This window comes from Psychrobacillus psychrodurans (assembly GCF_050209195.1).
Lineage (GTDB): Bacteria > Bacillota > Bacilli > Bacillales_A > Planococcaceae > Psychrobacillus > Psychrobacillus psychrodurans.
This window is the reverse complement of sequence record NZ_CP189791.1, coordinates 1,224,402-1,242,025: the sequence shown is the minus strand read 5'-3', so window position 1 is coordinate 1,242,025 and position 17,624 is coordinate 1,224,402. Positions and strand designations below refer to the sequence as shown.

The following is a 17,624-nucleotide window of genomic DNA, read 5'->3' as shown; positions in this document are numbered from 1 at the left end:
AAAAAAAATATATTCTTTATACCATGTCCTGTAGAAATACTAAGTTGATAATAGGATGTTTTTTATTACAGTAAGTTCAACTAATTGTAGTACTATTGAAGACTATCGATTTAATAATTTTCATTAAACAGAATACAAGATACAAAATTGTACACTCTCTTTAAAAACACCTTTGGAATATCCAAAGGTGTTTAAATTATTGTATTCCTTTAATTGTTTTTGGATCAATCAAATCATAACCTTTTGCACGCAGCCCCTCTACAATACCCTGCAAAGCCTCTGCAGTCCATTCACGATCATGCATTAATAAATTTGCGCCATCTGTTAAATATTCAGTGTTCACCATAATATCAGTCAAACTTTCAGCAGTACGATATTGTTTTTCCCAATCATATCCATATGTCCAATTCATTAAAAGCATACCTTCTTGTAGGACAAGAGATTTACTAAAGTCTGTATTAACTCCAAAAGGTGCACGGAAGAACTTAGGCTTTTCACCAATTACTGCTTCTACGGTTTCATTTACTTTTATAATTTCTTCCTTTTGTTGGTCCTCAGAACTCTCTTTTAAATTAGCATGGGTTTGTGTGTGATTTCCGATTGAAAAACCCATATCATAAATAGCTTTTAAATTGGCTTTTTCTTCATCGGTATCTATAAAATGTCCATTTACGAAAAAGATAGCAGGTGCATTTAACTCTTTCAAAGTTTTTGCCATTTCTACTGCATATTTTTCAGGAGCATCATCAATTGTAAGCAAAACCGCTTTTGGATTCGCAGCTCCAATTGGCTGGAATGTCCAGTTTGCCTCGTTTAATTCGTATAGCGATTCGGGTTCCTTAATAGCAACTTCCTCCTCTACTACCTCATCCTCATTCATTTCTTCTACAACAGGCTCCTGAGATACTGGGGTTGTCTCTTCCGTTTCCTTTCCTACTTCAGGCTTTTCATCTGCAATACCACAAGCAGAAAGTCCAAGTAACATAATTGCTGGTATTATCCAAGTTGTAAGTTTCAATATAATCACCCTGTCCCTTCCTCTTTATTTTAACAGGCAGAAGAGATAGTTAGTAGGGTATATTTCTATGCCTATAGCTTAATCTTGCAATTAGTTCTTCAAAAATCGCAACGAGAGAATAGTTAATCCTTATTCGACCAGAACTAAGATCGCCCATAAGCACAAGTAAATTTAAGTACATCACTTCACAATCTTCACTTTCTTATAAACTATTGAAATATTAGTACTAACTCCGACTTTCTAAAAACTCTTGACGAAATGTAAAAAAACTATAACAGATTCTTAATAATCATCACAGTTACTCAAATATTTCTCGTAACTTTTGAAGCATTAATAACATATTTGTCAATTCTACAGGTGACAAACTCTTATGATATTTATCAGAAACTTGTTGATGAAAAGCTTCCATTTCTTTTTTATAAAGCAACCCTTTTCGCCCAATTCAATTGAAAATGTACGCTTGTCCTCTACATGTTGTTTTCTAGTTATATAGTCTTCCTTTTTAAGTTTTGCTAACTGTTGACTGACCGCACTTTTCGTGATGCCCATTTTTTCAGCCAGTTCTGTAGGTGAAGTAAATGGCCGTCTAATAATTAAATTTAACAATACATATTGTTGGTCATTAATATATAATCTTTTTCGCTTTTCTCGAGTATAATCCATATGTCTTCAATCGTTTGATTAATCCGATTTGCTATATTTTTCACGTCTCTGTAACTCACTATTTTTCCGCCATTTTTTGGGGTTTAAGTAGCTTTTAAATTTTGCAGCTACTTCTTTTCCAACAAGTAAAGCACCTATCCAAAACATAACTTCAGCTATTATTATGCTAACTGTTATGGTAACAGCTTTTACTTTAGTTGGAAGTGGTGTAAATGGCGTGATAATCGGGATTAGCCACATTGAAAGTGAGAGGATCAAAAGTCCTATTCCAAGTTTATACAAACTGGATTTTTCTTGTTTCTGTTCTGTAGAAACTTTTTCTTTTTCCACTTATAAATCCCCTATTTTTTTATTTTAGTTTACTTAACTAAATCATATGATAAAAGAAAATTGATTACAAAAATATTTGAAGATACATTTAAGAAAATACTTCTTCCAATTCTGTTTTGTTATGTAAATTGTATAAATTTTGAGCATTTTTATATTTTCATTTGAATTCTATAAGAAAAGATCTGACTATCTCATCTATTGTAAAACCAATCTATATAGAATTGTCATAAAATTTCTATTACCTCTGAAGCTAGGAATGACACCAAAGTAGGTTGTACTGGGTTAAATAACTACATTCTTTTCTAATGATAGTTTTCATTTAGAGTTTTCTACTTTTTGAGACCACAACTATAAAAATCGTAATCAAAATTAGGCTGTAAATAAAGATCCAGGCAAACTGAGCGTAAACCAGTACAGGGACAGAGGTAATCTTATCTCCAACACTCATGATTTCCAGGGAGTAACGTAGAGGTGGTAGAATCCAGGTTAGTATTTTTACTTTTAGAGTATCTGCTTTCGCCACTGCAAGAGCCAAGGAAACAACCAATATACTAATAACACCCCACCAAGAATTTACATTACTTTTTACAAGTTCCCTCGTGAAAAATAAGGACAGTGCAATCGAAAGAATAACTAAACTAAAATGCGCCAAAAACCCCATGACAATATGGATCGTAAGAAGCCCAGGCTTAAAGACATGAAAAACGATAGGATACACAACTGCTACAATACTTAGTATCAGACCGACAAATGCACAATTAATCACGAGAGCTAGATAATATCCACTTTTATTTTTCGCATGTAAGATAGTAAGTTGTTGTAGACCTTGATCCTCTGCATGCAAAATCGTGATTGTGACCCAACCCATAATAAAAAACAACACTAATGACGTAAATGAATAGCTATCTAATATAGGATTAGGTATGAAAGTATAATTGATGATGAGAATCATGATAAAAACTGATACTGGGGGAACGTATTTGTGTGTTCGTATATAATTAGCAAATTGGTAGTGTATTAAGCCCTTCATTATTGTATTTCGACCCCTTTTTTAAAACTGTCATAAAAGTGATTTTCCCTTACTAAAGGCGCTAGCAGCTGGATTGTGGCCCCTCGATCCAGAAATTCTTTTACAATTTTATTCGTTTGTTCTTTGGTTACACTCAGTTCTATCAACCTATGTCCGGAACTGGTTTCCTTCTCTTTCACGATGGTTACTTTCTCCCTTAACAGATTGAGTGAAACGGTGTTTGACAGTTCAAAGACTATCCTGTTCATGGGCTCATCTTCTATCTGTTGATTTCTAGTATAGGTGATTTGGCATTGGTGGATGACTAGGATGCGGTCTACTACCTTTTCAAGCAACTTTGTCTCATGACAGGTTAAAATAACACTAATATCCCTTTCCTTTAATGAGATTAACAGTCTCTCGAATTCTGTTTGTGCATTTAAATCGAGACCAGAAAGCGGCTCATCCATAATTAGCAGATCAGTTTCTTCGAGCATTGCTTGCATAATAATTACCTTTTGTTTCATCCCCTTAGAAAAATGCTCTATTCGGGTGTTTTGGTTTTCTTCCATATGAAATATTTCCAACAAGCTGTTAATCCGCTTTTGCAGCCAATCTATCGGCAGCCCTCTAATTTTCCCCATGTATGTCAGATACTCTCTCGGAGTAAACGGAATAACCACAGGAGTCACCTCTGGTACGTATCCAATCCGGACCGGCTCTCCATTTCGAAAAATGATTTGGCCACTATCTGGCTTCGTTAACCCTCCAATCATTTTCAATAACGTACTTTTTCCTGACCCGTTTTTTCCAACAATAGCCGTAATCTCCCTGGAAGGAATAGAAAGGGACACCCCCTCCAGTACTGAAATGTTTTTGAATTTCTTGGTTATATTCTTTAATTCTATGAAAACATCCACTTCCACACACCCTTTAACTCTAGTTAATAGTATTTGTACGTAAATCTATTTAGTAAGTTTCAATTAATTGCAATAAATTTACACTCATTTCTCTCCCCGCTAAACGCTTATAAAAAAGGTTCTTTGTCAAATAACGCTGGTGAACATTGAATTATATTAAGGCTGATTAGAATGTCGGGGAAACTGGCTTTCTAATCTGGCTTTTTTTATAGTGAATCGAATACCCTGTTACTTTCCGTTCCAGATGGCGCTTTCCGCGGGCACGGCTACAGCCTCCTCGCCGCGAAAATCGCGCTCCTGTGGGGTCTTCAGCTCGCGCTGTTCCCGCAGGAGTCACCATCTTTCACTACAAGAAACCTAAAGTGTACTTTAAATCGAGTGAAAACTTATAACCTAAAAAGGCAGACTAGGTTACTTCTAAGTGTGTTTGTCTTAAATCAGATTCAGCTGGCTTGAATTTAAAGTGAATTAATTTTGAGTCTTGAATATCAATGAGCATTCTAATATCATTAGCAACTGACAAGTGGGTTTCTTCCAAGATGATGGTTTTCGACGACTTTAATTCTACGGGGAGCTTCACTTGTTTTCTATTTAAAATAGTTAGTGCAAGTTCATCACCTTCACCAATAATCTGGAGAAGGTAATTTTTTTCACTAACGTTATAAATTATAGAACCAAAAAAATAGACTTGTCGCAAAAGCGAACAAGTCTAAATGGTAAATTATTTAGAAAGTATATGAATTGGATGACCCATAACGACTTCTGCCGCTTCCATAGAAATTTCACCTAATGTTGGGTGAGCATGAATAGTCATTGCAATATCTTCTACAGTCATTCCTGCTTCGATAGCTAAACCAAGTTCAGCAATCATATCTGAAGCTCCTTGACCAACGATTTGAGCTCCAAGTAATAAACCATCTTCTTTACGAGAAACTAGTTTAACGAAACCTTCAGTAGCATTCAATGCTAGTGCGCGACCGTTAGCTCCGAATGGGAATTTCCCAGCAGCTACGTCATACCCTTGCTCTTTTGCTTGTGCTTCATTAAGACCAACAGTAGCCATCTCTGGATCAGTAAAGCAAACAGCAGGAATTGCTAAGTAATCCACAACAGATGTTTGACCAGCGATTGCTTCTGCAGCTACTTTCCCTTCGTAAGATGCTTTATGAGCAAGTTGAGGACCAGCAACAATGTCACCAATAGCATAGATATTAGAAATGTTTGTACGACACTGTTTGTCTACTTCTAATAATCCACGCTCAGCAAATTTAAGACCAATTTCTTCTAGACCCATCTCATCCGTATTAGGACGACGACCTACAGTAACTAAAACATAGTCAGCTTCGACTTTTTTCTCTTCTCCACCAACTTCATAAGTTACTACTACGCCATTATCCGACTCTTCTACACCTTTAGCAGATGCTTTAACTGCTATCTCAACGCCTTTTTTCTTCAAGCCTTTTTTAACAATTGTTGTCATTTGTTTTTCGAAACCAGCTAGAATATCATCGCCACCTTCAACAATTGTAACTTTTGAACCTAAGTTAGCAAAAGCAGAACCAAGTTCAGTACCGATATATCCACCACCAATTACAACTAAGTTCTCTGGAATCTCAGGTAGACTTAATGCACTAGTAGAGTTTAATACACGTTTAGAGTATTTAAAAGTTGGAATTTCTACAGGGCGTGACCCTGTTGCGATAATTGCATTTTTAAATGTATATGTTTGCGCTGATTTTTCATCCATTACACGAACAGTGTTAGCATCAACGAAATATGCTTCGCCCATAACTACTTCTACGTTGTTTCCTTTTAACAATCCAGAAACACCGCTAGTTAATTTTTTAACTACACTGTCTTTGAAAGCTTGTGATTTAGAAAAATCGATTTTTACATCTGTAGCTGTAATTCCCATATCATCAGCGTGTTTTGCTTGTTCAAAACGGTGACCAACAGAGATTAACGCTTTAGAAGGAATACATCCTACGTTTAAGCAAACTCCTCCGATATATTCTTTTTCCACAACTACAACTTTTTGTCCTGTTTGTGCTGCGCGAATAGCTGCAACATATCCTCCAGGGCCTGAACCTATTACAAGTGTATCTGTTTCGATTGGGAAATCTCCTACTACCATTTTTTACGCCTCCATTAATAATAGTTCTGGACTGCTAAGCAAACGTTTTATATGATTCAAAGCGTGCTGTGCAGTCGCACCATCGATCATTCGATGGTCAAAGCTCAATGATAATGCTAACACAGGTGCAGCCACAATTTCACTATTTTTTATTACAGGTTTCTCCGAAATTCGACCAATTCCCAAAATAGCAACCTCTGGATGATTGATAACTGGAGTGAACCATTGTCCGCCCGCTGATCCAATATTAGTAATAGAACAAGATGCACCTTTCATTTCAGCTGCAGCAAGTTTACCATCACGTGCTTTTCCAGCAAGTGCATTAATTTCATCTGATATTGCAAAAACAGATTTACGATCCGCATTTTTGATAACTGGAACTAACAATCCTTTATCAGTATCTGCTGCGATACCAATATTGAAGTAATGTTTTTGGATAACCTCGTTTGTATCGTCATCATAAGATGTGTTTAACGCTGGGAATTCTCTTAGTGTACTTACAAGTGCTTTCACTACATATGGTAAATATGTTAACTTGATATTTTTTTCAGCTGCAATTTCTTTGAACTTTTTACGGTGTGCAACAAGTTCAGTTACATCTACTTCATCCATTAATGTAACATGTGGAGCAGTATGTTTTGAATGTACCATTGCTTTTGCTATTGCTTTACGCATTGGTGAAAGCTTTTCTCTAGTTTCAGGGAATTCTCCTTCAAATGAAACTGGAGCTGAAGTTTGAGCTGTTTGTTTAACTTCTGCATCTGTAGATGTCTCAGCTTTTTCTTCCATTGCTGAAGGTTGATCTCCGGATAAGTAAGCTTCAATATCTTCTTTTAAGACACGACCATTTTTACCTGAACCAGTCACTTCCGAAATGCTAACATCGTTTTCACGCGCAAACTTGCGAACAGAAGGCATAGCAATTACACGTGTATCGCCTTTTGGTTGTTCCTTAGGTGCAGTGTTAGTGTTTTCTGTAGAAGCTTCTTTTTTGTTTGGAGTCTCTACTTTTTCTTTGTCAACTACTTGACCAGCTTCTGCAGTTGCTTGAACTTGTGCTTCAGTTTTTTCTTCTGCTTTGTCCTCATCACTATGATCGCCTTTAAATTTAAGGTCTTCATAACCAGGTGCATCAAGCTTAACTAGTATATCTCCAACAATAGCTACTGTCCCTTCACTTACAAGAACTTCCGTAACTTTCCCTTTTACAGGAGAAGGAATCTCAACAACTGCCTTATCATTTTGTACTTCACATAAAATATCGTCTTCTTGTACCTCATCGCCTGCTTTTACAAACCACTTAACAATTTCACCTTCATGTATACCTTCACCTATATCTGGTAATCGAAATTCAAATGACAATGTATTCACCCTTTCTATAACAGATTTTGTATTAGAATGTTAAAACTTTTTTAGCTGTTTCTACTATATCCTTAGAACTTGGTAACCAAACCGTTTCTGCTTGAGAGAACGGGAAAACAGTATCAGGAGCAGTTACACGTAATACAGGTGCTTCTAAACTTAAAATTGCACGTTCTGTAATTTCTGCTACAACGTTAGCTGCAATACCAGCTTGCTTCTGCGCTTCTTGAACAACCATTGCGCGACTTGTTTTTTCTACAGAAGCAATAATTGTTTCAATATCTAATGGCTGCACTGTACGTAAATCGATTACTTCTACAGAATGTCCTTCTTTTTCAAGTTCTTCTGCAGCTTTTAAGCTTTCATGTACCATCGCACCATATGCAATAATAGTTAAATCTGATCCTTCACGTTTTACATCAGCTTTCCCAAGAGGAATTGTATATTCTTCTTCAGGAACTTCGCCGCGGAAAGAACGATATAATTTCATATGCTCCAAATAAATTACTGGATCATTATCGCGAATTGCTGAGATTAGTAATCCTTTTGCATCGTATGGAGTGGAAGGAATAACAACTTTCACTCCAGGTGTCGAAGTCATAAGAAGTTCTAAGCTATCTGCGTGCATTTCCGGTGTATGTACACCACCACCGAATGGAGAACGGATAGTTACTGGTGCATTAAAAGCTCCTCCAGTACGGAAACGCATGCGAGCTAGCTGACCAGCTATAGAATCCATAACCTCAAAAACAAAGCCAAAAAATTGAATTTCTGGAACAGAACGGTACCCTTGTAGTGAAAGACCTACTGCAAGACCACCAATACCTGATTCTGCAAGAGGTGTATCAAACACACGATCTTCTCCAAATTCTTTTTGTAATCCTTCTGTTGCGCGGAAAACTCCACCGTTAACGCCTACGTCTTCACCGAAGACTAGAACGTTTTCATCATTTTTAAGCTCAGTACGGAGTGCGTCCGTAATTGCTTGAATCATCGTCATTTGTGCCATCGGTTACTTCGACTCCTTCTCTGTGTAGTAAGCTAATTGCTCATCTAAGTTATATGGATTTTCTTCATACATAATATTAATCAAATCAGTTACCTTTTGTTTAGGTGCTGCATCTGCTTTTTTAACTGCTTCTTTAATTTCTTCTTTAGCTTTTTCAATTACTTCTGCTTCTTTTTCTTCACTCCAAATACCTTTTGTTTCTAAGTATTTACGGAAACGAACTAATGGATCTTTCTTTTCCCACTCAGAATCAGTTTCTGAAGTACGATAACGAGTCGGATCATCTCCTGCCATCGTGTGAGGACCGTAACGGTAACACATAGTTTCAATTAGTGTTGGTCCTTCTCCATTAATTGCACGTTCTCTAGCGTCTTTTGTTACCGCATAAACAGCTAAAGGATCCATACCATCAACAAGTACACTAGGAATACCAGCAGCAATACCTTTTTGAGCTATTGTTTTTGCCGATGTTTGTAGTTCACGAGGTGTAGAAATCGCGTATTGATTGTTCTGTACGATAAACACTGCTGGTACTCGGAAAGCTCCAGCAAAGTTAATACCTTCATAGAAATCACCTTGCGATGATCCACCATCACCTGTATAAGTGATCGTAATCGCTTTTTTACCACGTTTTTGCATACCAAGCGCTACTCCTGCTGCTTGGATAAATTGGGCACCAATAATGATTTGAGGTGGGAAAACATTTACACCTTCAGGAATTTGGTTCCCCATAAAATGCCCACGCGAGAATAGAAATGCTTGCCATAAAGGTAAGCCATGCCAAACAATTTGAGGTACATCACGGTAACCTGGTAGAATAAAATCCTCTTTTTCAAGCGCATACTGAGATGCTAGTTGAGAAGCTTCTTGACCTGCCGTTGGAGCGTAAAAGCCTAAACGTCCTTGTCTGTTTAAAGAAATAGAACGCTGATCTAAAATACGTGTATAAACCATACGGCTCATCAACTCTACTAATTCCTCATCTGATAAGTTAGGATTTGCTTGTTCGTTCACAATTTCCCCGTCTTCATTTAAAATTTGAAACATTTCAAACTTATCTTCAATTTCGTGAAGCGTTTTCATAGGGTTTAACTGCGCTTGTTTGTTTGCAGCCATTATTACATCTCTCCTTTTCTTCTGTATTAAAATTTTCATCTAAATATAGTAGTACAACAATATTTCATTATTAGTATACTCAAGAATAAATCTTGGGTCAATCATATGAAATAAACGAATTTAATTGTCGGAACATTGTAATATTAACAATCTGTATCACTCTCGAATTATGTCTGTACTATATCAGATTACTATAATTATATAAAAAAGCAGCTCTACGTAGAGCTGCTTTTTTATTTTGCATCTTTCTGTAACGAAGTTAACACATCTTCTTTAACCTCATTTACCCTGATAGTTGCATCATTAAACTTCTGGACAGATTGTTGAACTAATTCGTTATGCAAATTTACTTCCTTAACTTGTTCTTGTATTGCAGTTACATCCGCTGATTCATCAACTAACATTTTGTATAATTCCTGCTGCATATTAGCCAGTTCATTATAGTTATTCGTAACTTCTTCATACGCTTTAATACGCTCATTCAAAGAAGTCTCTATTTCTTTTAGACTTTCTTTTTCGGAAGCTTCTTTTGTTTCAGAAACAAGTGAACTTATTTGTTTGATACTTTCAGAAGTTGATTTTATTGAGGCAGCTTCCTTTTCAACTAAAGCTAATCTAGTTTTTAATAGAGTTGCAGTATCTTCTACCATTGTCGTAAGTTCTTCTTTCTGATCTTTTGTCAGTTCCATCATCTGTTGAAAGTTTGCTTGTTCTTTTGACTCTGTATCCGCTAATTCTTCTTGTACATCTCTATAATCGGCTTCCAGATCATAAATTTCTGTTAAGATGGTTGATAGCTTTTGTTCTGTCGAATCACCAAAATTACAGCCAGCAAGAAGAAATATAATGCTGCAGATGAGTATATATTTGCTTATTTTCATCAATGAACCCCCTATACCCATTCAACTATAATTGTAATAACTATTAATTTCAACTGACAAAAAGGCTGTTTTTGTTTAGTATATGGTCAAATTTCGCTATAATAGATATATGAACATTGAAAGGACGATTAAAATGATTTTAATGAATAACATTGTCAGAGATGGTCATCCATCTTTACGAAAAAAAACTGAGGAAATAACTTTCCCATTATCAGAAGAAGATTTAACTCTAGCAAATGAGCTATTGGAATATGTTATTAACAGTCAAGATGATGAAATGGTAGAGAAATATAAAATACGACCAGGAATTGGTATTGCAGCTCCACAGGTAAATGCTAACAAAAGAATGTTTGCTCTTCATTTAGAAGATGAAAACAATGAAGAGGTTAGTTTTGTGGCAGTAAACCCAAAAATAATTAGTCATTCTGTTGAAAAAACGTATATTTCTGCTGGAGAGGGTTGCTTGTCTGTTGATGAAGTAATTGAAGGATATGTTCCAAGATATGCGCGCATTACTGCAACAGGATTTTACCCAGACGGGACTCCTTTCAAAAAACGTTTAAAAGGACTAGCAGCTATAGCTTTTCAGCATGAACTAGATCATTTAAATGGCATCATGTTTTATGATCATATAAATAAAGAGAATCCGTACGCTCCTATTCCGGATTCTGTTCCATATGAACGAAAATAAACCAATACATAAAACGCCAGTCCTATAAGTGTAGAACTGGCGTTTTGTATTGAATTGGAGTTTCTAGTCGCGATTTGTATTTTTTATATTGCGATTCTTCACTCTGACCTTGCGATTTCCATGGATAAACTCATTTTTCCAAATCAATCAGTCTAGGCATGGCAGATAATGCACCAGATTTAGTTGCACAGATCCCACCTAATTTATTGCCAAACGAAACATACTTGACCCAGTCATCTATTGATGATGGGTACCCTTCCAAATAAATCTTAGAGAGAATACCTGCTACAAAAGCATCTCCAGCTCCGGTTGTATCTATGGGAATTACTTTTTCTACTGAGACATGCTCAACTTCGCCATTAATCACCGCATAGGTTCCTTCAGCACCGATCGTAATCATTACTGCGTCAATATTATAAGGCCTTAACTGTGCGATTCCATCTTCTATTGTTGTCGTATTAGTTAAAAAGAATAGTTCTTCCTCGGTTAACTTTAATATATTTACAAAATCAAAAAAAGAACAAATAGTTTCTTTACAAATCTCTTCACTCTTCCATCGTAACGGTCTAATATTAGCATCGAAGGAGATAAGAACATTCGATTTTTTCATACTCTCAACAAACTTTCTTGTAGTCATAAGAGCAGTTGGATGAAAGAGAGTTCCTGAACAGAAATGAAATACTGATGTCTGATCAATTACCTCGCTTTTAATAGAGGAAAAGTCCACTTGGATATCAGGTGTCTCATCTACATAACGTTCGAAATGACGTTCATTATTTTCCAACAGATGAACATAAACTCCACTTACCTCTTTTTCCGGCACAATTTGTGAAAAAGATAAATCTACACCTTCAGCCATTAATTCATTTCTTACAAATTCAGAGGTTTCATTTTCCCCAGTTACGGTTATAAACGAGGAAGCTGCTCCAAGGCGAGCAACACCTGCAGCAACATTAACAGTAGCTCCACCTAAAAACTTTGAAAATCGACTATTACTCTGGTCTTCTGCAATATAGTCGACAAATGCATCCCCAAATATGAGGACAAACTTCTTGGACATCAAACAAACTCCTTTAGATTAAACTTAATTTTTTCATTGCATTGATTAGTCCGCTCTCTGATACATGATCCGTAACAAAAGTAGCGTGTTCTTTTAACTCTTCTACACAGTTCCCCATAGCAACACTTGTCCCAGCAAATTGAAGCATTTCAATATCATTTAAGCCGTCTCCAAATGCAACTGCATCTTCCGGTCCTCTTCCAATATGCTTTAGTAAAAGATCCATCCCTTTTGCTTTTGAAACACCCTTAGGAAGTACATCACAAGAAACACGATGCCACCGGACGAATTTCAAACTAGGAAAAGCTTGTTCATATTCTTTTTGCTCTTCAAAACTGCAAAAGATTAGTGCCTGATGGATATCATTGGTTAAAAAGAAATCTTCTGCATAACGTGGCAAGTCTACCTTCAACGTAAAAATACTATCAAATACATCTGGATGATCTTGGAAATTAGAAACCATCTCATCACTATCCATATAAACCAATGGTTGGTTCCTAGCATTTGCAAAGTCCGTCAAACGCGTCAGCTCTTCTTTTGCAAGAATTCCTTTATGTAGCACTTTTCCTTTAAACTGAACAATTTGTCCATTATAACAAACAAATGAATCTATTTTAAATCGATCTAATACAGATTTAGCTGTAAAAGGGGAACGCCCAGTGGAAATAACAATTTCATGTCCGTTATCTCTAACTTTTTGAAGAGCTTCCTCCACACCATTTGGTATATTTTTGTCGTGATCTAAAATAGTTCCATCAATATCAAAAAATAAAATTTTGTTTTTCATAATAATTTCTCCATTCTCAAATACAAATTATTTGACTTTTCCGTCTAAATCCTTTACACATCTATTCCTACAGTATATAATACTCTATAAGGAGTGAATAGCCATGTTGAAACGCCTGAAAAGGAAATTGTTGAGACGGCTCGGTGGAATGCTCAGAAACAAAACGATTGCATAAATATGAAACTTCAATCTGTCGGGTGGCATCCCCGCTGATTGTTAGTTGAATCATTCGGGCGTTTACGGGTAGTTAATCTCTCAATTACGCTTCAGTCCATGGACAAAGCGCAAAAGGGGAAGTTATACTGCCCGTTAACGCGGGATAAATACTTTTGCCCTCTAAATTGGAGGGCTTTTCTTTATTTTAAATAAGTGTCGTGATAATATAAAGAGAATTGATTTATTTTGAACGTGAAAAAGGAGAGTATAAAATGATTTTTAAAGTTTATTATCAAGAGAATGCACTAGAAGTACCAGTTCGCGAAAACACACAATGTTTATATGTAGAGGCAGAAAATGAGCGCGAAGTTCGTGCACTTTTAATAGACCGCAAATACAATATCGAATTAATTCAGTTGCTTGAAGGTAATCATTTAGAGTACGAACAAGCAAGCGAGAATTACAAAGTAGAGAAGATTTAATATATGAAATTTGTAAAAAATGACCAAACTGCAGTTTTCGCCCTCGGCGGACTAGGCGAAATCGGCAAAAACACATATGGCGTTCAATTTCAAGATGAAATTATTTTAATCGATGCTGGTATTAAGTTTCCTGAGGATGACTTACTAGGCATAGATTATGTAATTCCTGATTACACTTATTTAGTGAAAAATGTCGATAAGATTAAAGGTTTATTTATTACACATGGTCATGAAGATCATATTGGTGGTATTCCTTATCTTTTAAAACAACTTAATGTACCAGTATACGGAGGAAAGCTAGCGCTTGGTTTATTACGAAATAAATTAGAAGAGCACGGCTTACTACGTCAAACAAAAATGATTGTTATTGAAGAAGAAGATATTATTAAATTTAGAAAAACTTCAGTAAGTTTCTATCGTACAACACATAGTATTCCAGATGCGTTTGGTATTGTTGTCAAAACTCCACCAGGTAATATTGTACATACTGGTGACTTTAAGTTTGACTTTACACCTGTAGGCGAACCTGCTAACTTGACAAAAATGGCAGAGATTGGTCGCGATGGTGTTTTATGCTTACTATCGGATAGTACGAATGCCGAAATTCCAAACTTTACAATGTCTGAACGTAAAGTTGGAGAAAGCATGGATTCTATCTTCCGAAAAGTAGATGGTCGAATAATCTTCGCTACTTTTGCGTCTAATATTCATAGACTTCAACAAGTAACAGATGCAGCTGTTCTTCATGGTCGTAAAATTGCCGTATTTGGTCGAAGCATGGATAATGCTATGACAATCGGTCGTGAACTTGGCTATATTACTGCTCCAAAAGAAACTTTTGTGGATGCGAGTGCATTGAATCGATTACCTGCGAATGAAGTATTGATCCTTTGTACAGGTAGTCAAGGGGAACCGATGGCTGCATTATCTCGTATTGCTAACGGTACACACCGACAAATTCAGATTCAACCTGGAGATACAGTAGTATTTTCTTCTTCTCCAATCCCAGGAAATAGAGCTAGTGTCAATCGTACGATTAACTTGCTATTCCGAGCAGGAGCTGAAGTAATCCACGGGTCATTAAACAATATTCATACTTCAGGTCATGGTTCGCAAGAAGAGAATAAACTTATGCTTCGCCTTATGAAGCCAAAGTTCTTTATGCCGATCCACGGTGAATATCGTATGTTAAAAATTCATACTGAGTTAGCCGTAGACTGTGATGTAGATCCGGATAATACATTCATTATGGAAAACGGTGAAGTACTAGCTTTAAGTGCCAATGAAGCACATGTTGCTGGGCGCATCCCTTCTGGTGATATTTATATTGATGGAAGTGGAATTGGTGATATCGGTAATATTGTTCTACGTGATCGCCGTGTCTTGTCAGAAGAAGGATTAGTTATTGTTGTTGTAAGTGCTGATATGGAAAAGAAAAAAATTGTATCCGGTCCTGATATTATTTCTCGTGGATTCGTTTATATGCGTGAATCAGGAACAATGATCAATGAGGCTCAACAAATGTTGAACAAGCATTTACGATATACTATTCAAAGCAAAGATACAGAGTGGTCTGAATTGAAAAATGAAATTACGGATGTACTAAGTCCGTATTTATATGAGAAGACGAAACGACGTCCAATGATACTTCCAATTATTATGGAAGTGTAAAATAATCCCCTCAGAATCCATGGATTCTGAGGGGATTTTATTAAAAATATAAAAATAAGCGCTTACTCTCTTTAAATAAGATATGTCACATGAACTCTTGGTTCGTGTAAAACAAGAGGCTGAAGCCATGCCCACAGAAAGTGTCCACTCTTCACTACAATCAACGACATAGCTCGGTTTCTGATCAGAGAGAACCGGGCGTCTTTAGCCCTGTTTTTCTTATGACAAAATATAAAGAGAATTCTTTTACTTTGCTTAGTTGTACAATCCCGTCTTCCTGAATATCATACAAAGATATCATTACTTTGGGGGACTCAATTATGAATTCTATCTTTGCTTATGTTTTTTTAGGTGTTTCCTTAGCAGCTCCAGTAGGACCAGTCAATGCTGCACAATTAAATACAGGTATTAAAAACGGTTTTTTCCACGCATGGATTTTTGGATTTGGGGCTTTATTAGCAGATATTTTGTATATGGTATTGGTCTATTTCGGTGTTGGTCAATTTATTGATTCTCCATATATCAAAATATTGCTTTGGTCTTTTGGCTGTTTTGTACTAACTTATACTGGTATAGAAAGTATATTCTCTCTACAAAAAATTAAGTTAAACTTTCGCAAAGAGAAAAAAATTAGACTAAGACAAACATTATCGTCTGGATTCCTTCTATCTCTGTTAAATCCATTAACAATCCTTTTTTGGTTAGGTATATTTGGATCTGTTCTAGCAGAAGCTTCTCAAAAACTTACGGAAAGTCAACTTTTTTTATACAGCTTTGCAATTATTGCAGGAATAATATTATGGGATACTTTTATGGCCTTCCTATCAAGTGGGGCACGTAAATTCCTATCGAATAAGTTTTTAATCATAATCTCCATCATCTCATCTCTTTCTATGCTTGGTTTTGGGATATACTTTGGAATCCAAGCCTACCAGTTACTTTTTTAAGTCTCATCTTCTTTCCATCTCTTGCGTAAAAATAACACTATGATGGCAATAACTGATAGAAATCCTAGACTGATAAAAAAACCTGGTCTACTAGTTGTATGGAAGATTGCACCACTAACAGCTGCTGATACAAGAATAATTCCTATTATTCTTTTTATCTTATCTGCTTTTGTTGCTTCAACTAGCCTTTGGTACATAGATAAGATAAACAGCCAATTATAAAGCAACATCAAGGCGGCGGCTGTTGTTATATACTGATAGACTTTTTCTGGTAATAATAAAGAAGTAACTATTGAAAGAATAAGACCTACTGAAGTTAGTGCTATTGCTGGTAACGGCATCTTAAACTTTTTTTTCGTTTGCTTGCTAAATATTGCAGGTGCATCACCCTCTTCAGATAAGGTTGTAAGAATAGTCGTAACTGAAAAAAGAGATGCAGACATAGTTGAAAAACCGGCAATGATAATTGCAGCTGTAAACACATGAGGGAAAAAGTCTAAGTTAAAACCAGATAAAGCTGTAACAAATGGGCTCTTGTCTTCCTTAAACTTTGTATAAGGCATTAATAATAATGCCAAAGTAAGAGAGGTAATATAAATTATACCAAGTAAGCCTAGCATGACTTTACCAGACTTCGGAGCATCTTCTTTCTTTTTCAAATGAATTGCCATAACTCCCATTACTTCAATTCCACCATGGGCATAAAAAGCAAATAAAAGTGCACTCCAAAAGCCTAAAAATCCTTTCGGGAAAAAACCCTCTACACTACTAGGAACATCTCCCTTTGGATTGCCGTCTAGTACCCCTGTTAATGCCAAAATGGCAATGACGATAAACATAAAAATAGCAGCAATTTTCATCACTGCGAAAACACTTTCCAATTTCCCAAACGCTTTTGCTCCAATAAATAGTACAAGTAATCCACAAATTGCGTAAATTAATGCAAATATCCATAAAGCTACTTTTGGAAACCAAAGCTTAGTCAAAAGAGAAATTACCGTCAATTGACTGCCAATGATTAAAATTTCAGAACACCAGTAAACCCACCCACTACTAAAGCCCGCCCATCGCCCATAAGCTTTTTTAGCATATGTCCTAAATGATCCTTTTTGTGGATCATTTGCAGACATTTTAGCAAGTGCTTCGAACACTATATAAGTAGCACAGGCGGCCATAATAAAAGCCAATATTACGGAGGGGCCAGTCATTTGAATCGCTATGCTAGATGCTAAAAAAAATCCTGTCCCTATTATACATCCTACCCCAATAAGAGATAACTGCCACCAGGTTAGATGGGCCTCTTCTTTATTGTTAACTTGTTTTTTGGACATGTTGCACCTCCTCGTAAACTTAGTCTTTCACGAGGAATTATAATTATGTGTCCAGAT

Annotated in this window: 16 protein-coding genes and 1 pseudogene; 4 read left to right on the top strand and 13 right to left on the bottom strand. The window is 36.1% G+C overall.

Annotation, left to right across the window (positions count from 1 at the left end; all coding sequences use genetic code 11):
* Positions 1-196 precede the first annotated feature (196 nt).
* The 10 genes and pseudogenes from ACQCPR_RS05735 to ACQCPR_RS05690 all read right to left on the bottom strand — a co-directional run bounded on the left by ACQCPR_RS05735 (position 197) and on the right by ACQCPR_RS05690 (position 10,442).
* Complete coding sequence (locus ACQCPR_RS05735) at positions 197-1,018, bottom strand: polysaccharide deacetylase family protein (protein ID WP_272508854.1); 822 nt, start codon at positions 1,016-1,018, stop codon at positions 197-199.
* 298 nt (positions 1,019-1,316) lie between these two features.
* Positions 1,317-1,740: pseudogene (locus tag ACQCPR_RS05730) on the bottom strand (MarR family winged helix-turn-helix transcriptional regulator).
* The gene (locus ACQCPR_RS05725; RefSeq protein WP_427138478.1) at positions 1,700-2,011 is read right to left on the bottom strand and encodes a transporter suffix domain-containing protein; all 312 of its coding nucleotides are present in this window, start codon (positions 2,009-2,011) and stop codon (positions 1,700-1,702) included. Before ACQCPR_RS05725 ends, ACQCPR_RS05730 begins: the two are co-directional and overlap by 41 nt.
* A 319-nt stretch (positions 2,012-2,330) precedes the next feature.
* Complete coding sequence (locus ACQCPR_RS05720; protein WP_427138477.1) at positions 2,331-3,041, bottom strand: ABC transporter permease; 711 nt, start codon at positions 3,039-3,041, stop codon at positions 2,331-2,333.
* The gene (locus ACQCPR_RS05715) at positions 3,041-3,940 is read right to left on the bottom strand and encodes an ABC transporter ATP-binding protein (RefSeq protein ID WP_427138476.1); all 900 of its coding nucleotides are present in this window, start codon (positions 3,938-3,940) and stop codon (positions 3,041-3,043) included. The genes ACQCPR_RS05720 and ACQCPR_RS05715 overlap by 1 nt, the downstream gene beginning before the upstream one ends.
* Positions 3,941-4,661: 721 nt before the next feature.
* Positions 4,662-6,074: a dihydrolipoyl dehydrogenase gene (gene lpdA / locus ACQCPR_RS05710; protein WP_427138475.1), complete on the bottom strand. Its 1,413-nt coding sequence runs from the start codon at positions 6,072-6,074 to the stop codon at positions 4,662-4,664.
* A 3-nt stretch (positions 6,075-6,077) separates the two neighbouring features.
* The gene (locus tag ACQCPR_RS05705) at positions 6,078-7,436 is read right to left on the bottom strand and encodes a dihydrolipoamide acetyltransferase family protein (protein WP_427138474.1); all 1,359 of its coding nucleotides are present in this window, start codon (positions 7,434-7,436) and stop codon (positions 6,078-6,080) included.
* Between the two features lie 31 nt (positions 7,437-7,467).
* Positions 7,468-8,445 carry an alpha-ketoacid dehydrogenase subunit beta gene (locus ACQCPR_RS05700; protein ID WP_090563011.1) on the bottom strand — a complete coding sequence of 326 codons (978 nt, stop codon included), beginning with the start codon at positions 8,443-8,445 and terminating at the stop codon, positions 7,468-7,470.
* A 3-nt stretch (positions 8,446-8,448) separates the two neighbouring features.
* Positions 8,449-9,561, bottom strand: a complete 1,113-nt coding sequence (gene pdhA, locus ACQCPR_RS05695) for a pyruvate dehydrogenase (acetyl-transferring) E1 component subunit alpha (RefSeq protein WP_090563014.1) — start codon at positions 9,559-9,561, stop codon at positions 8,449-8,451.
* A gap of 233 nt (positions 9,562-9,794) precedes the next feature.
* Positions 9,795-10,442, bottom strand: coding sequence for a YkyA family protein (locus ACQCPR_RS05690; protein ID WP_427138473.1), 648 nt, complete (start codon positions 10,440-10,442; stop codon positions 9,795-9,797).
* Positions 10,443-10,575: 133 nt separating this feature from the next.
* On the opposite strand from ACQCPR_RS05690, the gene def reads away from it, so the two are divergent.
* Positions 10,576-11,133: a peptide deformylase gene (gene def, locus ACQCPR_RS05685; RefSeq protein ID WP_090563020.1), complete on the top strand. Its 558-nt coding sequence runs from the start codon at positions 10,576-10,578 to the stop codon at positions 11,131-11,133.
* A gap of 130 nt (positions 11,134-11,263) precedes the next feature.
* Here the strand turns inward: def and ACQCPR_RS05680 are convergent, their stop codons facing one another.
* A complete protein-coding gene (locus tag ACQCPR_RS05680) occupies positions 11,264-12,193 on the bottom strand; it encodes a carbohydrate kinase family protein (RefSeq protein WP_427138472.1) in 930 nt (309 codons plus the stop codon).
* A gap of 13 nt (positions 12,194-12,206) precedes the next feature.
* Positions 12,207-12,980, bottom strand: a complete 774-nt coding sequence (locus tag ACQCPR_RS05675; protein ID WP_427138471.1) for a Cof-type HAD-IIB family hydrolase — start codon at positions 12,978-12,980, stop codon at positions 12,207-12,209.
* Positions 12,981-13,408: 428 nt separating this feature from the next.
* Here ACQCPR_RS05675 and ACQCPR_RS05670 point away from each other — a divergent pair, with 428 nt between their 5' ends.
* From ACQCPR_RS05670 to ACQCPR_RS05660, 3 genes are all read left to right on the top strand, one after another.
* A complete protein-coding gene (locus tag ACQCPR_RS05670; protein ID WP_090563028.1) occupies positions 13,409-13,618 on the top strand; it encodes a DNA-dependent RNA polymerase subunit epsilon in 210 nt (69 codons plus the stop codon).
* A gap of 3 nt (positions 13,619-13,621) precedes the next feature.
* Positions 13,622-15,289 carry a ribonuclease J1 gene (gene rnjA, locus ACQCPR_RS05665; RefSeq protein WP_090563031.1) on the top strand — a complete coding sequence of 556 codons (1,668 nt, stop codon included), beginning with the start codon at positions 13,622-13,624 and terminating at the stop codon, positions 15,287-15,289.
* Positions 15,290-15,609: 320 nt separating this feature from the next.
* A complete protein-coding gene (locus ACQCPR_RS05660; protein WP_090563035.1) occupies positions 15,610-16,236 on the top strand; it encodes a LysE family transporter in 627 nt (208 codons plus the stop codon).
* Here ACQCPR_RS05660 and ACQCPR_RS05655 read toward each other — a convergent pair.
* Positions 16,233-17,567 carry an amino acid permease gene (locus ACQCPR_RS05655; RefSeq protein WP_427138470.1) on the bottom strand — a complete coding sequence of 445 codons (1,335 nt, stop codon included), beginning with the start codon at positions 17,565-17,567 and terminating at the stop codon, positions 16,233-16,235. The two genes, ACQCPR_RS05660 and ACQCPR_RS05655, sit on opposite strands and share 4 nt — an antisense overlap.
* Positions 17,568-17,624: the final 57 nt, after the last annotated feature.

Coding starts and splice junctions, on each gene's coding strand:
- ACQCPR_RS05680 (WP_427138472.1), bottom strand. CDS start 12,193: ATGTCCAAGAAGTTTGTCCTCATATTTGGGGATGCATTTGTCGACTAT.
- ACQCPR_RS05670 (WP_090563028.1), top strand. CDS start 13,409: ATGATTTTTAAAGTTTATTATCAAGAGAATGCACTAGAAGTACCAGTT.
- rnjA (WP_090563031.1), top strand. CDS start 13,622: ATGAAATTTGTAAAAAATGACCAAACTGCAGTTTTCGCCCTCGGCGGA.
- def (WP_090563020.1), top strand. CDS start 10,576: ATGATTTTAATGAATAACATTGTCAGAGATGGTCATCCATCTTTACGA.
- ACQCPR_RS05690 (WP_427138473.1), bottom strand. CDS start 10,442: ATGAAAATAAGCAAATATATACTCATCTGCAGCATTATATTTCTTCTT.
- pdhA (WP_090563014.1), bottom strand. CDS start 9,561: ATGGCTGCAAACAAACAAGCGCAGTTAAACCCTATGAAAACGCTTCAC.
- ACQCPR_RS05675 (WP_427138471.1), bottom strand. CDS start 12,980: ATGAAAAACAAAATTTTATTTTTTGATATTGATGGAACTATTTTAGAT.
- ACQCPR_RS05655 (WP_427138470.1), bottom strand. CDS start 17,567: ATGTCCAAAAAACAAGTTAACAATAAAGAAGAGGCCCATCTAACCTGG.
- ACQCPR_RS05720 (WP_427138477.1), bottom strand. CDS start 3,041: ATGAAGGGCTTAATACACTACCAATTTGCTAATTATATACGAACACAC.
- lpdA (WP_427138475.1), bottom strand. CDS start 6,074: ATGGTAGTAGGAGATTTCCCAATCGAAACAGATACACTTGTAATAGGT.
- ACQCPR_RS05700 (WP_090563011.1), bottom strand. CDS start 8,445: ATGGCACAAATGACGATGATTCAAGCAATTACGGACGCACTCCGTACT.
- ACQCPR_RS05660 (WP_090563035.1), top strand. CDS start 15,610: ATGAATTCTATCTTTGCTTATGTTTTTTTAGGTGTTTCCTTAGCAGCT.